Here is a 19,262-nt window from a genome sequence, read left to right on the forward strand (position 1 = left end):
CACCTCCTGAAGCGCCGCAGCACTCCGGGAACCGTTGACGGGGTGGATTATAGGCAGCCCCTGGGGCAAAAGGCCAGCCACAGACACAAGATATAGCGTTGGTATTTTGCAAACGCCGCTATATGTTGCGCAGCGCTGCAACACACGATAACGCGCGCTCTGCCCCCGGCACTTGCAGAGCCTCGCGAAAGTGTCTGTTATTACTACATTTTTTGGGGAGCCTCGCCGTTCATCGGCTGGGCGACCGTTCGTCGGGGTTACACCACGGGCAGGTGTTACCAATGGTCACGGGCACTAGATATGGTGCACGGGCGCCACAGCGGCACCCAAGCCACCTTACTGCTCGGCAAACGCCCGTTCGATGACGAAATCGCCGGGGGTGGAGGTGTTGCCCTCGTTGAAGCCACGCTTCTCGAACATCTCCTTCAGGTCGCGCAGCATGTCGGGGCTGCCGCAGATCATGATGCGGTCTTCCTCGCGGTTGAAGCCGGGCAGGCCGAGGTCGGCGTTGAGCTTGCCGTTCTCGATGAGGGTGGTGATGCGCCCCTGGTTGCGGAACGGCTCACGCGTGACAGTGGGGTAGTAGAGCAGCTTGCCCTGGACGATCTCGCCCAGATACTCGTGCTCGAACAGGTCCTTCGTGAACAGGTCGTAGTAGGCCAGTTCGTTGACCTGGCGCACGCCGTGCACCACGATGACGTGGTCGTACTTGTCGTAGGTTTCCGGGTCGCGGGCGACGCTGAGGAACGGGGCCAGGCCGGTACCGGTTCCCAGCAGCCACAGGCGCTTGCCGGGCAGCAGGTAGTCGGTCAGCAGTGTGCCGGTGGGCTTGCGACCGACGATGATCTTGTCGCCCGGCTTGATGTGCTGCAGTTTCGAGGTCAGCGGGCCGTCGGGCACCTTGATGCTCAGGAACTCCAGATGCTCTTCGTAGTTGGCGCTCGCTATGCTGTAGGCGCGCAGCAGCGGCCGTTCTCCCTCTTTCGGAGGCAGGCCGATCATGGTGAAGTGACCGTTCTTGAAGCGCAGGGCCTCGTCGCGGGTGGTGGTGAAGCTGAACAGGCGGTCTGTCCAGTGATGAACGGTGAGAACCTCTTCTTCGCTGAATGCTTTCGATTTCATGGAGTACCCGGATGTTGTCCGGCTGCTGCGGAACCGGCGATCAGGCCGGCAGTGGCGCAAGGCCCGTGCCGGATCAGCGGTTCCCTGGTGGAAGGGGCACGACCATGCCGTCCCCGGAAGATGAAAGGGTCCGCTGGCAGGCTGTCAGCGGATTCCAAAGGGCGCCATTATGAACCGATGGCCGCAGAAAGGCAGCACACCGGCCCTTTTCGTGCAGGGAAATCCATGAATGTGCCGCCGAAGGCCCCTCAGTCGAAGGTACGCGAGCGCAGGATGTCCACCGAGTTCTCCGTGCCGCTCTGGGCGCGGAACACATAGCCCTTGCCCAGCGTGTACTGGATGCGCAGCAGGTTCCACACGCCCCGCACGCCCTTCTCGTAGCTGACGAACAGGCGGTCATTGATGCGCTTGCCCAGCGACACCACGCCGGTCTCGGCTGCGCTGCTGTCGGTGCTGCTGCCGCTGGCCACGCCCTTGGGCGTCATGGTGTTCTGCACGCCGGCCTGCGCGGAAGCATCGGAGGCATAGCCGTAGTTCAGCACGTCCAGGCCCAGGCGTTCGGCAATCGACGGACCACGCACCCCATCGTTGCCCCCCAGCAGCAGGGAACCTGCCTGCTGCAGGGCCAGTGCCTGGGCACCACCGCCCGCCTCTTCTGCCGGCACGCCCAGCACCAGCCAGGAGAGCTTGTCGTTTTCCGACATGGAAGGCCGCGAGTACAGCGCCACCTGCGGATTCTGGGCCGTCCCGGTGATGCTCAGACCCACATCCACCGGGACGAAGGGCCGCTTGGCCTCCATGTCCAGCGACGGGTTGTCGACCGGGCCATTGAAGCGGATGCGCCCCTTGGTGAACTGCAGGTTCTGCCCGTAGGCCTGATAACTGCCCTCGGCAATCTTGACCAGTCCGACCAGCGCCGGCTCGCCGGGCAGGAAGCCCCGTACCTGCACGCTGCCGCCCAGGCGGGCCTCTACCCCCATGCCGTTGATCTTCAGCTTGTCGCCCATCTTGACGACCAGATCGCTGGCGATGCGCAGACTCTGTTCGGTGCTGGCCGTTTCGGGCTGGTCCTGCGGAATCTGCTCGCCCGTCACCTTCACATCACCGGGCAGGGTGGGCGCCGAGGAGCCCTGCAGTTCGATCAGCCCTTCGTCCACCGCCATGTCGCCGGCCAGGATCAGGCCCACGTGATTGCTGGTCAGCCGGGTGGCGCCCGAGATGGTCACGCGCTGCCCCGGCCCGACCGGCACGAGGAAGTGGTCCAGCGTCACGTCGAACGCGCCTTCCATCGGCAGCAGCGAGGGCGGTTTGCCCACGTTCTTGACGCTCTGCTCCATCAGGGCGGCCCAGGCCGTTTTCTGGCGCGCCTCGGCCTGTTTCGGGTCGCCACGGTCCACCAGACGGGCCGCGCCCCGCAGCAGCAGGCTGCCCTTGCCGGCCGAGAAGCGCAGTTGCTTCAGGCGCAGGCCCTGGCTGTCGAGGCGTGCATCCAGCGTACCCCCCGACAGCCGCATGCCGGCCGAGCGCTGCAGCACCGACAGCTCGTTGCCGCGCAGGGCCAGATCGACCAGCGGGCTGTCCAGCGTACCGGTGACGGTGCCATCCACGTGCAGCGAGCCATCGAAGGCCATGTCGGGCCCGGCAAACAGGTTGAGCAGCTCGATGGACGGGATGTCCAGTTTGGCCTTGCCATCCACCTTGCGACCATCGAAGTGGATGAAGGCACCATTGTCGGCACGCAGACCCAGACGCTTCTTCTGGCCGGCAGATGCCTGCTCGTAGATGGACACCCGGACATCACCATGCAGGGCGTCGGCCCCCTGGCCACGCAGCTGCCACTCTCCCTTGCTGCGCACGCCCTGCAGCACCTCCAGCTCGCGCTGGCCATCCAGGCCCAGCAGCTGGTGAAGCTCCAGCGGGGTCAGGCCATCCAGCTGGCCCGCGGTCTCGTATTTGAGCGGCCCGGTCCAGTCCAGCAGCAGGCGTTTCAGGTTCACCCGCCCTCCCAGTGCCGACAGGCCGAAGTCGTTGAGCGTGAGCTGATTGGCGGTCAGCACCATCGGCGCCGGATCAATCAGCCGCACACTCGTGCGACCACTGAGATCCACCGTATCGAGCGTGGCCCGGTAGACCGGTTCACTGCGGGGCAGCGACAGCGCACCATCCAGCCGTACCTGCAGGTGGTCCTTGCCCATGCGGCCAGCCACACTGAGGTGGTGCTGGGCGGGTGATCCCTTCAGGCCCACGTTGATGGCGTCCAGCTTCTGGTCACCCAGGGTCAGCTGCTGGGCGGCCAGCACCAGATCGAGCGGGTCGTTCAGGCCGTCGGGATGCAGCAGCGACAGCGGCGCCGTGGCGTCCAGCTTCAGCTCCTTCAGGCCCAGGCGGGAGGCTTCCCCCTTCTCGTTGCGCCCGAGCCAGCCCAGGTCGGTGGCACGACCGCTGAGCCGCGCGTTCAGATCATCGAAACGGCCAGCCAGCTGGCCGTCCAGGTTCAGCGCCCCGGACAGCCGGGTATCCAGCGCCGCCAGCCGCGACAGGGCCACATCCAGCTTCAGCACATCCTTCGCCCGGCCCAGCGCCCCCTTCGCCTGCAGGCGATTGGCCGTGCCATGGGCAAGCGTCAGCTCCAGCCCGTCCAGCAGCTGCGGCTGCCACTGGGCATCCAGCTCGGCGTGGGCGCGCACGCCGCCGGTCAGGGGCTGGCCGGCCACCTGGCTGTCCACCAGTTTCAGGGCCACATTGGCCTTCTGGTCCGGTCCCTGCAGGCGGCCGTCCAGCGACCAGTCGGCCCCCAGGGTACCCTGCCGCCAGGCCGGGTCCACCGGCAGATCGGCCGGCAGCCACTGGGCCAGGTCCAGCCGGCGCAGCGTGCCACCCAGTTTCAGGTCCAGCGGCGCCCGCACCGAGGCCTGGCCGGCCACGGTGACCACGCTGTCGCCCAGGGCAGCGCGCCCCTCGGACAGTTTCAGCCAGTGATCGTCGAGGGTACCGGCCAGCCGGAGCTGCGCGTCGGCCGCCAGCTTCTGCAGATCGGCCGGCAGCAGCGCGCGCATCCGTTCGGCCCGCTGGTTCAGATCCACCCGGAACTGCTGGCCATCCACCTTCACCGTGCCACCGAGGGCCGTCTGCGGCAGGCCCTGCCAGAGTGGCGCCAGGTCCAGGCCGGTCAGTTTCAGGTCGCCCTTCAGGCGGGGCAGGGTGACGCCGGGCACGGTCATGTCCTGTTCGGGCCAGGTCTCCAGACTGCCCTCGATGCGGGCCTCGCCCTTGTCCGACAGGATGAGCGGCCGGGGCGCGGTGCCGGCAGCGGGCCGGGCAACCACCGGTTTCCCGGTTTCCGGCCGGGACACGGCATTCCCTGCCGGAGAGGCAGCGGTCGCGGCTGTACCGGGCTGTGCCGCACTCACCTGTGTCGGGCCGGCGACCGCATGCGCGGCGCTCACCGGCAGGCCGATGGCCAGATCCTTCAGGGCGATGTGCAGCTGCGACCACTGCTCGGTGGACGGCAGGCGGAAACTCAGCCCCGAGCGCAGGTTGCGCAGCGGAATGCGGTTGGCAGCCAGCGTGCCGGGCCGGCGGTTGCCCGCCTTGATGTGCCCCTGCCAGTATTCGGCCTTGCCCTTGACCGGATCGATGTCGAGGTCGAGGTCGATGCCGGATTCGGGCAGGGACCCCAGCGCGGTGAAGCGCAGCAGGTTGATGTCGGCCAGCCGCAGGTGCAGGTTCTCCACCGGCATCCGGCCCAGCGGTTTCACCACCGCGTGAATATTGGCCAGACCATCGGCCAGCGTGCCGTTCAATACGGCCGGCAGGCGGGCAAGGTCGCCATCCACGGTGAGTTTGGCGTTGTACGGCCACTGCTGGGCATAGCCATTGGCCTGCACCTCACCCTTCAGGGCATGCGGGGGCGCAGACTTCATCTGCACGGCGGCCGATTTCACATCCCCCCACGGCGTGCTGCCGGTCAGCGAACGGATGCGGTAGGTACCCAGTTCATAATCGGCCCAGCCGTCGATGTCCTTCAGCAGGACGTAGGGCTCGGCATCCTTGCCGTTCTGTGCATGCGGCTGAATTTCCAGCCGTTTCACCGCCACCTTGCGGATTTCCAGCGGCACGGGCAGGCCGAAATCGCCGGGCATGTCGGTGTCGGTGCGCGGGGAATCATCACCGGGTGGCAGCTGGATGATCAGCGTGTCCAGCGACAGCAGGTGCACATAGCCCCGGCCGGAGAGCAGGCTGCGCAGCGACCAGCGCAGATCCAGATCCGTTCCCTTGACCACGGTATCGAAGCCGCGCCATTCCACCCGGCCCAGATGCACACCACCCCGCCACAGGTTGCCCTGCACCCGGTCGAAGGCCAGCACCTGGCCCTGGCCGGCCAGCAGCCGCTGCGTCCACGACAGGGCGGTGCTCATGCCGCTTTCGGTACCCAGCCACACCAGGGCGGCCAGCAGGACCAGCAGAAGCACCAGCAGCAGCCGGATGAACCACCGGAAGATCCGCCACCACAGCGGATGGCGGACGGGCGGCTCCTTGCGCCCCCCCACGGCAGCACGACGGTCTGGTGCCGGCACCAGCGATGCGTTTCTGTCGTCCATATCAGAAGGTGAACCCGATGGAGAAGTGCAGACGGTAGCGGTGGATGGCCTGGCCATAGGCGATGTCCAGCTTCACCGGCCCGACCGGCGTACGCAGCTGCACACCGGCCCCGTAGCCCGACACGGGATCGATGTCGCGCCAGGCATTGGTGACGTTGCCGTAGTCGTAGAACACGTCCAGCGACACCATGTCGGTGATGCGGTGCTGGTACTCCAGCGAACCGATGGCCAGGAAGCGCTCCCCGACGATGGAATTGTTGACGTTCAGCCCCAGCGAACGGTAGCCATACCCCCGCAGCGAGCCGATGCCGCCCGCGCGGAACAGGTTGTCACTGGGAATGTTCTGGATGCTGTGCGAGTTGACGGCACCGAACTCGATCCGCCCCACGAGGGTGCCATTGCGCCAGATCGAGCGGGATGGCAGGGGCCGCAAGCCCACCATGCTGGTATAGAAGCGCGTGAAGGTGGCGTCACTGACCAGCTTGCGGCTGGCGGCGGAGATTTCGAACTTCACCCCGTAACCGCGGCTGGGATTGAGATCGGAGTCGAAACGCTGCAGCGTCCAGGCCTTGCCCAGCACCAGCGCCTTGATGCCGTTGTGCCGGGTAGGGTTGTGGAAGTGCGTCTCTTCCTGCTGGAGCTGCAGCGAGGTAAAGGCATCGATGGTGTCTTCCCGGTGCCCGTACCCTGCGTACACATTGCTCTTGAATGTGTCGACATCCGACTCTTTCTCGCGCTCCAGCCGCCCGCCGAAACCGAAGTAGCGGTTGTTGGCATCGAACGGCGTGCGCAGGTTGGCAAAGGCCCGCTGGCGGCGCTGCGAGAGCACCACCGACGATTCCATCTGCAGGCCGAAGAGGTTGCGGTCCTGCCAGCCCACCTGGCCACGCACCCCATCATCAGTGCTGTAACCCAGACCATAGACCATCCGGTGCCGCTGCATCTCTTCCACCACCACGGTGATGGGCACGGACTTCAGATTCGTGTCTTCCTGCAGTGCGATCAGATCGGGCAGCGCACTGGCGGCGCTGAAATAACCGGCATCACGCAGACGCTTCTGGAAGCGCTGCAGGGCCACCTCGGTATAGGCGTCCCCCTGCCTGAAGGTACGCAGGTCTTCGATGATGCTGGCCGGATAGCGGGACAGGCCGCGGATTTCCAGCGGACCGAAGGCCAGCCGGTCTCCCGAATCCACCACCACCGTCAGCTTTGCCTCAGCCGTATGTGCATTGATCTGCGCCGAACTGCGCGCAATGCGCGCCCGCAGGTAGCCTTCACGCTTCATCGCATCGAGCAGTGCGCTCTTGCCGCTCTGCCAGTCATCGCTGACGAAGGGGGCGCCCACAGCCATGCCGAACTTCTGTTTGATGTTGCGCAGCGCCCGGTTCTGCGTGGCCTCGCCCTCCACCTGGATGTCGAGACTGCCCACCCGGGTCCGCCGGCCCGGCTTCAGCACCACCTTCACCTCGCTGGGCGCCTTCGAGGTCACGTCGATTTCCGGCTCGTAGTAGCCCTCGGCCTGAACGATGGCCAGCACCTCGTCGTGCAGCCTGGCCACGAGGCCATCGAACTGCACCGGGTCGTAGTCCTTGCGCTTCTGCCAGCGACCCACCAGGGTGCTGCTGCGGATGCTGGACGCGAACTCGGACGGCGCCTGCACGACGAAGGTGTAGTTGTCGTGCTGACCGAGCAGGTCGTTCACGACGTTGTCATCTTTCTTCTTCCGGACGGCATCGGCGGCCTTCTCCACCAGTTCTCCGGCCTTTTTGGCCACGCCACCGATGAGCCCCCGGTCCTCGCCGGTCTGGTCGCTGCTGGCGGCAGTCTGGGTGTTTCCGGTGGCTGCCTGCGTGTCTGCGGCGGCCAGCACCCGCCCCGTCACCGTGTGGCCGGCACGGCCCTGCTGCGCGGCACCTGCCCCCTGGGCAGCCGCCAGCACACCACTGCCAGCCAGGGCCAGCACCGCGGCCAGCCCCAGGCACCTGTCCATAGCCTGTTTCTTCATGACATGAGGCACGGCCTTCCGTGCAGCGGGAAAATCAGAGACCTGTGGGGTGCTGTCCGTCCGGTGAACACGTCAGCCTGTCCCGGCAGACAGGCGGATACAGCATCACCCACCGCGGCGAGTATAGAGCCTGTCCGAATGCCACAATGAAAAACCGTGACAAATCGCACACGTACCGGGACGGGCAACCCTGAAAACCCCTGTCTCACCAGGCGGATGATCCTCCACCCTTGCGGCACCTGCCCATGCCGTCAGGATGGCCGGCCCGCATCGGGTGCCGGACGCAGCCAGGCCAGTCCGCCTGCAGTCTGGCGCTGCGGTTACAAACGCACGGAACCCGGAGCCGTACTGCACTCCGGGTTCCGCAAGGCGAGGTTTCGTGAGGATCGAATCAGTCAGCCAGACGGTACTGCTTCGTCAGCTTCACGAAGCTGTCCAGCTCGGCCTGTTTGCGAGAGTCACTCCAGCCCATCCGCTTCGCCATGAAGTCGGCCACGGCCGGCGCGGCGGCTTCGGCGGCACGGGCATCCAGGAACAGCAGGCGGATACGGCGGGCGAGCACGTCTTCCAGCGACTGGGCGACCTCTTCATCGATGGCCCACTGCACCTGGGCAAAGGTGAAGGGGTATGCGGGATGGATGCGGTCGGCCAGCTTCGGCTCGGCGGCGATCAGCTTGCCGATGGCCATGGCGTCACTGCCGTACAGCGTCAGCGGCGTATCGTCCATGTGCTGCTTCTCGTCGATGTAGCCGTGCAGGCGCAGTTCCTGCGTGCGGCAGGGTTTGGCCGGCAGCAGCCCGGCACCGATGGCGGCATCCACGCCGTCCTCGGCCATCTGGCGGTAGGTGGTCCACTTGCCGCCGAAGATGTTGACCATGCCGGAGTGGCTGACCTCCACCTTGTGGCTGCGCGACACTTCCTTGGTGGACTTGCCCTCGTCCTTCGGCGCGGCCAGTGGACGCAGGCCCACGTAGACGCTGCGCACGTCGGCCCGGGTGGGGGCCTTCGTGAGATAGTCGCGCGACGTGTTCAGGATGAACTCGATTTCCTGTTCCAGCGGCAGCGGCTCGTAAGACGGATCCTTGACCAGGGTGTCGGTGGTACCCACCACCACCTTGCCATGCCAGGGCACGGCAAACAGCACGCGGCCGTCCGATGTTTTAGGCACCATCAGGGCGTCCTCACCGGGCAGGAACTCGCGGTCCAGCACCAGGTGGATGCCCTGGCTGGGCAGGATGGGCGGTTTGTCGTGCGGCTCGTCCATCCCCAGGATGGGGTTGGCAAACACACCGGTGGCATTGACCACGCACTTCGCCTTCACCTCGAAGGTCTCGCCGGTCAGCTCGTCCTTCGCCGTCACGCCTTTCAGACGGCCATTGCCTCCCTTCTTCAGCGCCGTGACGGCGCAGTAGTTGAGCACCGTAGCACCGTGGTCGGTGGCCGTCTGCGCCAGGCACAGCGCCAGACGGGCGTCGTCGAACTGGCCGTCGTAGTAGCAGACCCCGGCGCCGACCTTGTCGTCACGCACCCCCTTCAGGCGCCGGCGGGCATCGCCCTGGCCCAGATAGCGGGTCTTGCCGATGCTCAGCTTGCCGGAGAGGCGGTCATACATCCACAGGCCGAAGGTGTAGTACGGCGCCGTCCACCATTTTTCGCCCGGGATGATGAAGGCCTGCTTGCGGAACAGGTGCGGCGCATTGTGCGAGAGACGACCGCGCTCGCGCAGCGCCTCGCGCACCAGGTCCACATAGCCCTGGGCCAGGTAGCGCACGCCACCATGCACCAGCTTGGTGGACCGGCTGGACGTGCCCTTGGCAAAATCGTGGGCTTCGAGCAGCAGGGTGGAATACCCGCGGGTGGCGGCATCCACCGCCACCCCGAGGCCCGTCGCACCACCGCCAATCACCACCACATCCCATTCACCGTGGGTCCTGAGCTGTTCGATGGCCTTGTTGCGTTGCATGCTGATGACCTCCTGTGATCACTTTTGCAGACGTTCACTTTCGGGAATCTTCGCCTTGTGGCGGCCCTCTTCGATCATCGTGATGAAGAGCAGCACCACGGCCAGCACCCCACCCCCGATCATCACATAGAAGCCACCATCCCAGCCATAGTGCTGGGCAGCCCAGCCCACCACGGCCGCCGCCGACACGGTACCCCCCAGATAACCGAACAGACCCGTGAAGCCCGCCGCCGTACCGGCTGCCTTTTTGGGTGCCAGCTCCAGCGCGTGCAGGCCGATCAGCATCACCGGACCGTAGATCAGGAAGCCCACGGTGGTCATCAGGATGAAGTCGGTCAGCTGGTAGGGGTTGTAGATCCAGGACTTGCCGGCATACTCGGCCACCTGATCGGCCGGCGTGGCCGGGTTCAGCCACAGGGCCACCACGGCTGCGGTGGTGAGGATCATGAAGATGAAGCCCGTCAGGCCGCGCTTGCCCTTGAACACCTTGTCCGACACCCAGCCGCACAGCAGCGTACCCGGAATGGCGGCCAGCTCATACACCGTATAGGCCCAGGCCGTGCCCTTGAAGTCGAAGTGCTTCACTTCGCTCAGGTACACCGGCGACCACTTCAGTACGCCATAGCGGATGAGGTACACGAACACGTTGGCAATGGCGATATACCAGAGCAGGCGGTTCTTCAGCACGTAGGTGAGGAAGATCTCCTTCGTGGTCAGATCCTTCTCGGCCGTCTTTTCGTCGTAGTCGTCCGGGTAATCATTTTTCCACTGCTCGATCGGCGGCAGCCCGCAGGACTGCGGCGAATCCTTCATGATGAAGAAGATCGGGATGGCAATGACCATCGCGGCAATGCCCGGATAGTAGAGGGCCTGCTGCCAGATGTCCTTGTTGGTGGCCTCCACCCCGTGGGTCTGGAAGTACACGGCACCGGCCAGCAGCACCATGGCACCGGGCATCATCCCGCCCAGGTTGTGAGCCGTGTTCCAGATGGACACGATGGAACCGCGCTCGCTCTTCGACCACCAGTGCACCATGGTCTTGCCGCACGGGGGCCAGCCCATGCCCTGGAACCAGCCGTTGATGAAGATCATCGCAAAGGCGATGGCCACACCCGACGTGGCCCACGGCATCAGGCCCATCAGCGTCATGCACAGGCCCGACAGCAGCAGGCCGATGGGCAGGAACACCCGCGGATTGGAGCGGTCGGACACGGCCGCCATCAGGAACTTCGAAATACCGTAGGCCAGGCCAGCAGCCGCACCGATCTGGCCCAGCTGGGCCTTGTTGTAGATGCCGGCATCGATCAGCCCCTTCTGCGCAAGGTCGAAGTTGCCGCGAACGAAGTAATAGGCAGCATAGCCAAAGAAAATGCCCGCAAACACCTGCCAGCGAAGCCGCTTGTAGGTGGGGTCGATCTGATCCGCGGGCAGCAGCGGCTTGTGAGGCGCCGGCTTGAGGATTCCAATCACGGAAGTCTCCAGAGGGAAGGAAAAAAATGGTCAAACGCCTCTTCCCGGCACCTGCCGGCCCGTGGACGTTTCAGCACCCCTCCGGACCATTGATTCCGTGAATATGACGCTTTTCGAGATCGAATCATACGCCTGACGCATAAGGAAATCTTGTCCCTTTTCAAGTTGTCAGCAGAACGGTCGCCCGGCGCACGGAAATTCGTCACAGCTTGTTAAAACGCCTCTCGAAAAAGCATCGCCCCCGGTCCGGCGGCATGCCGGAACCGGGGGCGAACAGGTTCAATACCCGTATCTGAAAAGGAAACGTCCCGTTCGTGGGCTCACCACGCTGGCCGTTCGGGCACGGCTGGCTTCACGGTAGCCTGCACCCGGCGCGGGCCAGGCCCGACAGAATGCCCTTGAGCGAGGCCGTCAGGATATCGGCATCCACGCCCACGCCAAACAGGGTGTGATCGCCCACTCTCAGCTCAAGGTAGGCCACAGCCTGAGCATTGGCCCCCGAACCGATCGCGTGCTCGCGGTAGTCCATCACCCGCACCTGGGCCAGCCCCGTGGCGTTGAGACCGGCCACGAAGGCGTCCACCGGACCGGTACCCTCGCCCTGGATACTCACCGTCTTTCCGCCCAGCTGAACGTCGGCCTTCAGCGACACACGGGTGTTGCCCGCGTCGTCGGTCTCGGACATGGCCCGCTGCTTCGGTGCGACGATCTCGTCCAGCCGGTATTCCTTGCGGAACAGCGCCCACAGGTCCTTGGCCTGCAGCTCCTTGCCCGAGGCATCCATCTCGTGCTGCACCACCCGGCTGAACTCGATCTGCAGACGGCGCGGAAGCTCCAGCCCGTACTCGTTCTCCAGCAGGTACGACACGCCGCCCTTGCCCGACTGGCTGTTGACGCGGATCACCGCCTCATACGAGCGGCCCAGGTCCTTCGGATCGATGGGCAGATAGGGCATGTCCCAGATATCACCTTCCTTGCGGGCGGCAAACGCCTTCTTGATGGCATCCTGGTGCGAGCCCGAGAACGAGGTGTAGACCAGGTCGCCCACATATGGGTGACGCGGATGCACCGCGATCTGGTTGCAGTGCTCCACCACCCGGCGGACCTCGTCGATGTCGGAGAAATCCAGCCCTGGCGAAACCCCCTGCGTGTACAGGTTCAGCGCGATGTTGACCAGGTCGCAGTTGCCGGTGCGCTCACCGTTGCCGAAGAGGCACCCTTCCAGCCGCTCAGCCCCGGCCATCAGCGCCAGTTCGGCCGCGGCAATGCCCGTGCCCCGGTCGTTGTGCGGGTGCACCGACAGGATGATTGAATCCCGCTTGGCCAGATTGCGATGCATCCACTCGATCATGTCGGCAAAGATGTTCGGCGTGCAGTGCTCCACTGTCGTTGGCAGGTTGATGATGCACTTGTTCTGCGGCGTGGCTCCCCAGGCATCCACCACAGCGTCCACCACCCGCTTGGAGAAGTCCAGCTCGGTGTCCGAGAACGTCTCGGGCGAATACTCGAAGCCCCACTCGGTCTCGGGATGCTCGGCCACCAGCTGCTTGACCAGCTTCGTCTGGCCCACCGCCATCTCGACGATGCCGTCCTCGTCCATCCCCAGCACCACCTTGCGCATGACGGGTGCACAGGCGTTGTAGACGTGCACCGTGGCCTTTCGGGCCCCTTGCAACGACTCGATCGTGCGACGGATCAGCGACTCGCGGGCCTGTGTCAGCACCTGGATGGTCACGTCGTCCGGGATCAGGTTCTCCTCGATCAGCCGGCGTACGAAGTTGAACTCGGTCTGCGAGGCCGACGGGAAGCCCACCTCGATCTCCTTGAAGCCGATGTTCACCAGCAGCTGGAACATCTCCAGCTTGCGCTCGACGCTCATCGGCTCGATCAGCGCCTGGTTGCCGTCGCGCAGATCGGTGCTCAGCCAGATGGGTGGTTTGGTCAGCACGGCATCGGGCCACGTGCGGTCTTTCAGACCGATCGGCGCAAATGGGCGGTACTTGGTGGCGGGTTGCTGCAACATGTGGGATATCCTGACAGGAAGTGGGTTGTTGGGAAGGCATGGAGACCTTTGGCCCCCGTCCCCGCGACGGGCTGCAAAAACGAACGGCCCGCTGCGGGAAGCATACGGGCCGTTGGGTAAAGCGGGATGCACGTGCGCAGCGCTACCTTCGCCCGAAAGCGAACAGCAGTAGTGCCAGCAGCAGGTTCTTGCGTGTATCCATGAGGAGGGAATTTAACACATCGCATCCCTTCGTGCGGGGCCTGGCCCCCTGATATGTACAGGGGAATCCCGGAGAGGGCCGCCGGCCGCTTCGGCAGAACACTTCGGCAGACCACTGCAACGGACCGCTTCGATCCACTGCCCCAGTGTGCCCCCTGGGTCTGATGCGCCTCCCTGCTATGGCCCCGCACCCCTCATAGGGAATCGCTATCCCGCCCATATAGATAAATCAATTTACGGCACCCCCGGATTGCGACGATCATCTCTTCCAACGCATCCGGCCGGGTGCCGGATACCTTCCGGCCACAGGCTGGATCCCCGGAGTGGGTCATGAGCCCATTCATCCCCGCACCCCTATCCGGGCGTGCAGGATGTGCTCACGACACGCTCCACGCGAAGGGCCCCGGCGGGCAGCACCACTGCAATCGCCGGGAAGATTCGACTCCCCCGCCAACGGCCCCGCCGACCGGCGGGGCGCGCCGCCGGGGCCGCATCGCACCGTTTCTCCCCATACATTGCACCGTTTTTCCCCACAACACGAGGAATCGACACATGTCGCTGATCAACACCCAGATCAAACCCTTCAAGGTCCAGGCCTTCCAGAACGGCAAGTTCTTCGAAGTGACCGACGAGACCCTGAAAGGCAAGTGGAACGTCATCTGCTTCTACCCGGCCGACTTCACCTTCGTGTGCCCGACCGAGCTGGAAGATCTGGCCGACCGCTACGAAGAATTCAAGAAGCTGGGCGTGGAAGTCTACTCGGCTTCCACCGACACGCACTTCGCCCACAAGGCCTGGCACGACACGTCGGACGCCATCAAGAAGGTCCAGTACCCCATGCTGGGCGACCCGACCACGCAGCTGGCCCGCAACTTCGACGTGCTGATCGAAGAAGAAGGTCTGGCCCTGCGCGGTACCTTCCTGATCGACCCGGAAGGCTACATCAAGGTCTGCGAAATCCACGACAACGGCATCGGCCGTGACGCCGGCGAGCTGCTGCGCAAGGTCAAGGCAGCCCTGTATGTGGCCTCGCACCCGGGCGAAGTCTGCCCCGCCAAGTGGAAAGAAGGCGCCGAAACCCTGAAACCCTCGCTGGACCTGGTCGGCAAGATCTGACCGCACCCTTTCCCATGACGGGCTGGGGGCGCCCGGACCACCCCTAACTTATCGGTCCGGGTTCCCCAAGACTCCACAGCCCGTCCCTTGGGGGCCTGCAGGAAGCTGCCGCCAGTTCCGCCGGGGCTGGACCACGGTCCGGCCACGACAGGCTGCGGCACTTCCCAAGGGCTTTCCCGCGCCAGCCCCGCCCCACGTACCCCTCCTTCCTTCCGGTTCGTACTTGCCTGTACGCCGGAGACCGGGGCCGGTGGCTGGCTTTTTTGTTGCCCGGAGCCCCCACGCCTCCGACCCAACCCGTTTCCGCCCGAAGACCATCATGCTTGACGCAGATTCCAAATCCCAGTTGCAGGGCTATCTGGCCCTGCTGAAACAGCCCATCGAACTGGTGGCCACACTGGACGACAGCCCGAAGGCGAAGGAAATGCAGGAACTGCTGCAGGACATCGCCAGCCTGTCCGACCTGATCAGCCTGCGCGAAGACCCGGACGCTGCGGTGCGCAAACCCTCCTTTGCCATCGATCGCGTGGGTACCGACATCGGCGTGCGCTTTGCCGCCATCCCGATGGGGCATGAATTCACCTCGCTGGTGCTGGCCCTGCTGCATGTGGGCGGCCACACCATCAAGCTGGATCCGGCCACCATCGAACAGACGAAGGCGCTGCCCGGCCACTACGATTTCGAGATCTACATGTCGCTGACGTGCCAGAACTGCCCGGACGTGGTGCAGGCACTCAACAGCATGTCGGTCATCAATCCGCGCATCCGCGTGCAGACCATCGACGGTGCCCTCTTCCAGGACGAAGTGACGGAACGCGGCATCATGGCCGTGCCGACGGTGTTCCTGAACGGCGAGGTGCTGTTCCAGGGCCGTTCCAGCGCCGAAGAGATTCTGGCAAAACTGGATACCGGCGCCGAGGCCCGTACCGCCAGCCAGCTGTCGGAAAAGGATCCGTTCGACGTGCTGATCGTGGGCGGTGGCCCGGCCGGCGCCGCAGCCGCCGTGTATGCGGCCCGCAAGGGTATCCGCACCGGTGTGCTGGCCGAGCGCTTCGGTGGTCAGGTGCTGGACACCATGTCCATCGAGAACTACATCTCGGTGCTGGAAACCGACGGCCCGAAATTTGCCGCCGCGCTGGAAGCCCACACCCGCCACTACGGCGTGGACATCATGAACCTGCAGAAGGCCGAGTCGCTGAGCCGCGACGAAGCCACCGGCCTGGTGACGGTGAAGACCGCCAGCGGTGCCGCGCTGAAGGGCAGGACGGTCATCCTGTCCACCGGCGCGCGCTGGCGCAGCATGGGCGTACCCGGCGAGCAGGAATACCGCAACAAGGGCGTGACCTACTGCCCGCACTGCGACGGCCCGCTGTTCCGGGGCAAGCGCGTGGCCGTGATCGGCGGCGGCAACTCCGGGGTGGAAGCCGCCATCGACCTGGCCGGCGTGGTGGAGCACGTCACGCTCTTCGAGTTCATGCCCACCCTGCGGGCCGACGCGGTGCTGCAGCGCAAGCTGGAGAGCCTGCCCAACGTGGACATCCTGAAGAACGTGCAGGTGACCGAGGTGCAGGGCAACGGCGCCCAGGTCACCGGCATCGTCTACCGGGATCGTGCCACCGAACAGGTGCACGAACTGGCGCTGGGTGGCGTGTTCGTCCAGATCGGCCTGGTGCCCAACACCGACTTCCTGAAGGGCACGGTGAACCTGTCGCGCACCGGCGAGATCGAGGTGGATGCCCGGGGCCAGACCTCGCTGCCCGGCGTGTTCGCGGCGGGAGACTGCACCACGGTGCCGTACAAACAGATCATCATCGCCGCCGGCGAAGGGGCCAAGGCCGCCCTGGCGGCCTTCGACCACCTGATCCGCACCTCGGCGTGACACGGGTCCAGCCCCCGGCGTGATGCAGCGCCAGTCTGCCGCTCATCGGGGTTCCGTCGCCCTTCCGTCGGCACCCGCGTTGCACCGGGGGCTGGATCCGGTAATCTCCTTCCTGCACTGATGTTGCACACGGTGAATCAACCGGACTGTTAGGGGGTCCTGTTGAGGTCCCCGCCCAGCCCCGCACTGGGCGGGGATTTTTTATGCCCGCTGCCAGTAAACTGGCGGGCATGAAGACCGAACACCCGCTCCACACACACCACCACCTGCAAGCGGGGGCACGGTGGCTGGGCCATCTGCTGCTGGCCCTGATGCTGCTGCTCCCCCTGGCCGCCACCAGCCTGCCCGATGCCCTGGGCGCAGACGCGCCCGCGGCGGCAAAGGCCGATACCGGCAAGAAGGATGCCAAGGCCGCGCCGGCGCCGGCACCCACTGGCACTCCGCCCGCACCAGCCGACATCCAGACGGCGGCCATTCCCGCCGCCAACGTCGTGGCCCGGGCCGAGAGCGACACCAACACGCTGAACATCATCCGCAACCGGATGCAGGGCGCCATCCAGTACACCAGCATCCGGCAGCAGCTGCTGCGGCTGGGGCAGGACGCCACCGACACCCGTGCTCTCAGCCACCTGGCGATGGACTCGGACAGCCAGCGTCGCATGCGCGACATCGAACCCACGTGGGGCAAGCTGCAGTCGGACGTCACCGCCATCGACCGGCAGCTCACCCAGGGCGCCGAGTCGCTGCAGGAAGACTTTGCCCGCCTGGGCCGCATGGAAAAGACCTGGACCGCCACGCAGGACGCCGACGAGATCAGCTCGGCCCCGCAGGTCATCCGCACCCGCATCCAGGAAGTGCTCAATCTCATCCAGGACACCCGGCGCAGCGCCAACAAGGTACGCAGCGGCATCTTCGACCTGCAGGCCCAGAGCAGCAAGCTGCAGGCCACCATCGCTTCCGAGCAGACACTGCTCAAGAACACGCTGACCAACTCCATCGATTCGCTGTTCAAGCCCGACAGCCCGTCCGTCTACGGCGCCGCCAATCTGGACAATGGCCGGGATATCACGACCCTCACCGGCGTGGCACGCCTTCGCGCCGACGGACGTTCCATTGCCGACTACCTGCGTTCGCACCGCACCCGCACGGCCTGTCTACTGATCTGCCTGATCGTCTGCTACGCCACGCTCTACTACCTGCGGCCGAAGGTGGCCGCCAAGTCCAGCGAACAGCCCGTGCTGCGCTCGGTGCGCTGGCTGCTGGCCGATCCGCTGTCGGTCTCGGTCCTGATGACGGTCGGGCTGGCCGCCGTGCTGCTGCCCTATCCGCCCGGCGCCCTCAATCTGGTGCTGGGGCTGGTGGCCCTGCTGCCCACCGTGCTGCTGCTGCGCAAGGTGGTGGAGAAATCGCTGGCCACCTATCTGTACTGGCTGCTGGCCATGTACGCCTTCAACCAGGCGCCCGAGATTCTCCGGTTCGACGCGGCGTGGGAGCGTCTCTTCTTCCAGAGCCAGATGTTCGTGACGGTGGCCCTGCTGGTGCATCTGCAGCGACGCCGGCGCCGCGCCTTCCTGCAGGCGCGGGCCGAGGCCGCCGCCGAGAACGAAACGGTATCGAGCGAGGCCCTGCCACCGGAAGACGACAATGCCTCGGCCAGCAGCGGCAGCAGCACGGAAGAAACCCGGCAGCTGCGCCTGACCGGCTATGTGATCAACACGGTGCTGGCTGGCTGCGCCACCGCGCTGGGCAGCGACCTGCTGGGCTTCACCCGACTGGCACGCTTCGTCAGTCAGGCGACCCTGAACTCGCTGTTTGCGGGCGTGATCCTGCTGGCCGGGGTGCTGGTACTGCTGAGCCTGCTGCGCCTGGCCGGCAACCTGCGTCCGCTGAACCGGCTGAAGATGCTGAACGATGATGGCGCGCTGATCGAGGCCCGGCTTCGCCGCATCATTCACTGGGTGGCGGCACTGATGTGGGCCGCCTTCACGCTCGAGCAGATGATGCTGCTCTCACCGTTCACCGACTGGGTGGCCGCCACGCTGTCCACCCCGGTGCACATCGGACAGGTTTCGGTGTCGCTGGCCGACATCCTGCGCTTCGGCGTGGTGCTGTGGCTGACCATGAAGCTGTCGCAGCTGATGCGCTACATCCTGGACCGGGAGGTGTTCACCCGCGTGATGCTGCCTCCCGGCATCCCGTACGCACTCAACAGCGTGCTCAACTATGCCATCTGGATCGGGGGCCTGCTGCTGGCCATCGCCTCCACCGGCATCAGCCTCGACCGCTTCACCATCTTCGCCAGCGCGGTCGGTGTCGGGGTCGGTTTCGGCTTGCAGAGCATCGTCAACAACTTCGTGTCGGGCCTGATCGTGCTGTTCGAACGTCCGATCCGCGTGGGTGATTCGGTGGACATGGCCGGCCAGAGCGGCAAGGTCAAGCGCATCGGCATTCGTGCCAGCATCCTGCGCACCGGGGCGGGCGCGGACGTGATCGTGCCGAACTCGCAGCTGATCGCCAACCAGGTGGTGAACTGGACCCTGTCGGACAACCAGCGCCGCATCGAGATCGCCCTGGGCGTGGACTACGAAAGCGACCCGGCCGCCGTCATCAAGCTGCTGACCGAGGTGGCACGGGGCCACGACGACATTCTGGCCACCCCGGTACCCAACGCCCAGTTCATCGACTTCGGCAGCAGCGCCCTGCAGTTCAAGCTGTTTGCCTGGACGGCACGCGCCGACCGCATCGGCGCCATCCGCAGCGAGCTGTGCGTGGCCATCCACGAGGCGCTGAAGGAGAACGGGGTGAAGCTGGCCTCGTCGTGATTCAGGCAAATTGCCCGGCTCCATGACCCCGGTGTCTCACCCGGGAGCCCGATATGGAGC

The 19,262-nt window shown here is 65.4% G+C and carries 9 protein-coding genes; 3 read left to right on the forward strand and 6 right to left on the reverse strand.

Going from position 1 to position 19,262, the window contains the following annotated elements; translation table 11 throughout:
• Positions 1-336: 336 nt before the first annotated feature.
• The 6 genes from EHV23_RS09240 to leuA all read right to left on the reverse strand — a co-directional run bounded on the left by EHV23_RS09240 (position 337) and on the right by leuA (position 13,184).
• On the reverse strand, positions 337-1,122 hold the full coding sequence (locus tag EHV23_RS09240; protein WP_125095816.1) for a ferredoxin--NADP reductase: 786 nt from the start codon (positions 1,120-1,122) through the stop codon (positions 337-339).
• 248 nt (positions 1,123-1,370) lie between these two features.
• A complete protein-coding gene (locus EHV23_RS09245; protein ID WP_125095817.1) occupies positions 1,371-5,723 on the reverse strand; it encodes a translocation/assembly module TamB domain-containing protein in 4,353 nt (1,450 codons plus the stop codon).
• Position 5,724: 1 nt separating this feature from the next.
• On the reverse strand, positions 5,725-7,728 hold the full coding sequence (locus EHV23_RS09250; protein ID WP_125095818.1) for an autotransporter assembly complex protein TamA: 2,004 nt from the start codon (positions 7,726-7,728) through the stop codon (positions 5,725-5,727).
• A 391-nt stretch (positions 7,729-8,119) separates the two neighbouring features.
• A complete protein-coding gene (locus tag EHV23_RS09255; RefSeq protein ID WP_125095819.1) occupies positions 8,120-9,691 on the reverse strand; it encodes a glycerol-3-phosphate dehydrogenase/oxidase in 1,572 nt (523 codons plus the stop codon).
• 18 nt (positions 9,692-9,709) lie between these two features.
• Positions 9,710-11,161: a glycerol-3-phosphate transporter gene (gene glpT / locus EHV23_RS09260; protein ID WP_125095820.1), complete on the reverse strand. Its 1,452-nt coding sequence runs from the start codon at positions 11,159-11,161 to the stop codon at positions 9,710-9,712.
• Positions 11,162-11,513: 352 nt separating this feature from the next.
• Positions 11,514-13,184 (reverse strand): 2-isopropylmalate synthase, encoded by a 1,671-nt coding sequence (leuA, locus tag EHV23_RS09265; protein WP_125095821.1) that lies wholly within the window; start codon positions 13,182-13,184, stop codon positions 11,514-11,516.
• Between the two features lie 753 nt (positions 13,185-13,937).
• Here leuA and ahpC point away from each other — a divergent pair.
• The 3 genes from ahpC to EHV23_RS09280 all read left to right on the forward strand — a co-directional run bounded on the left by ahpC (position 13,938) and on the right by EHV23_RS09280 (position 19,202).
• Positions 13,938-14,501, forward strand: coding sequence for an alkyl hydroperoxide reductase subunit C (ahpC, locus tag EHV23_RS09270; RefSeq protein WP_125095822.1), 564 nt, complete (start codon positions 13,938-13,940; stop codon positions 14,499-14,501).
• A gap of 319 nt (positions 14,502-14,820) precedes the next feature.
• Entirely contained in the window at positions 14,821-16,380 is a 1,560-nt protein-coding gene (gene ahpF, locus EHV23_RS09275; RefSeq protein WP_125095823.1) for an alkyl hydroperoxide reductase subunit F, read from the forward strand.
• A gap of 203 nt (positions 16,381-16,583) precedes the next feature.
• The gene (locus EHV23_RS09280) at positions 16,584-19,202 is read left to right on the forward strand and encodes a mechanosensitive ion channel family protein (RefSeq protein WP_125095824.1); all 2,619 of its coding nucleotides are present in this window, start codon (positions 16,584-16,586) and stop codon (positions 19,200-19,202) included.
• Positions 19,203-19,262 lie beyond the last annotated feature (60 nt).

Origin of the sequence: Lautropia dentalis, assembly GCF_003892345.1 — a bacterium.
In the GTDB taxonomy this organism is placed as follows: Bacteria; Pseudomonadota; Gammaproteobacteria; order Burkholderiales; family Burkholderiaceae_E; genus Lautropia; species Lautropia dentalis.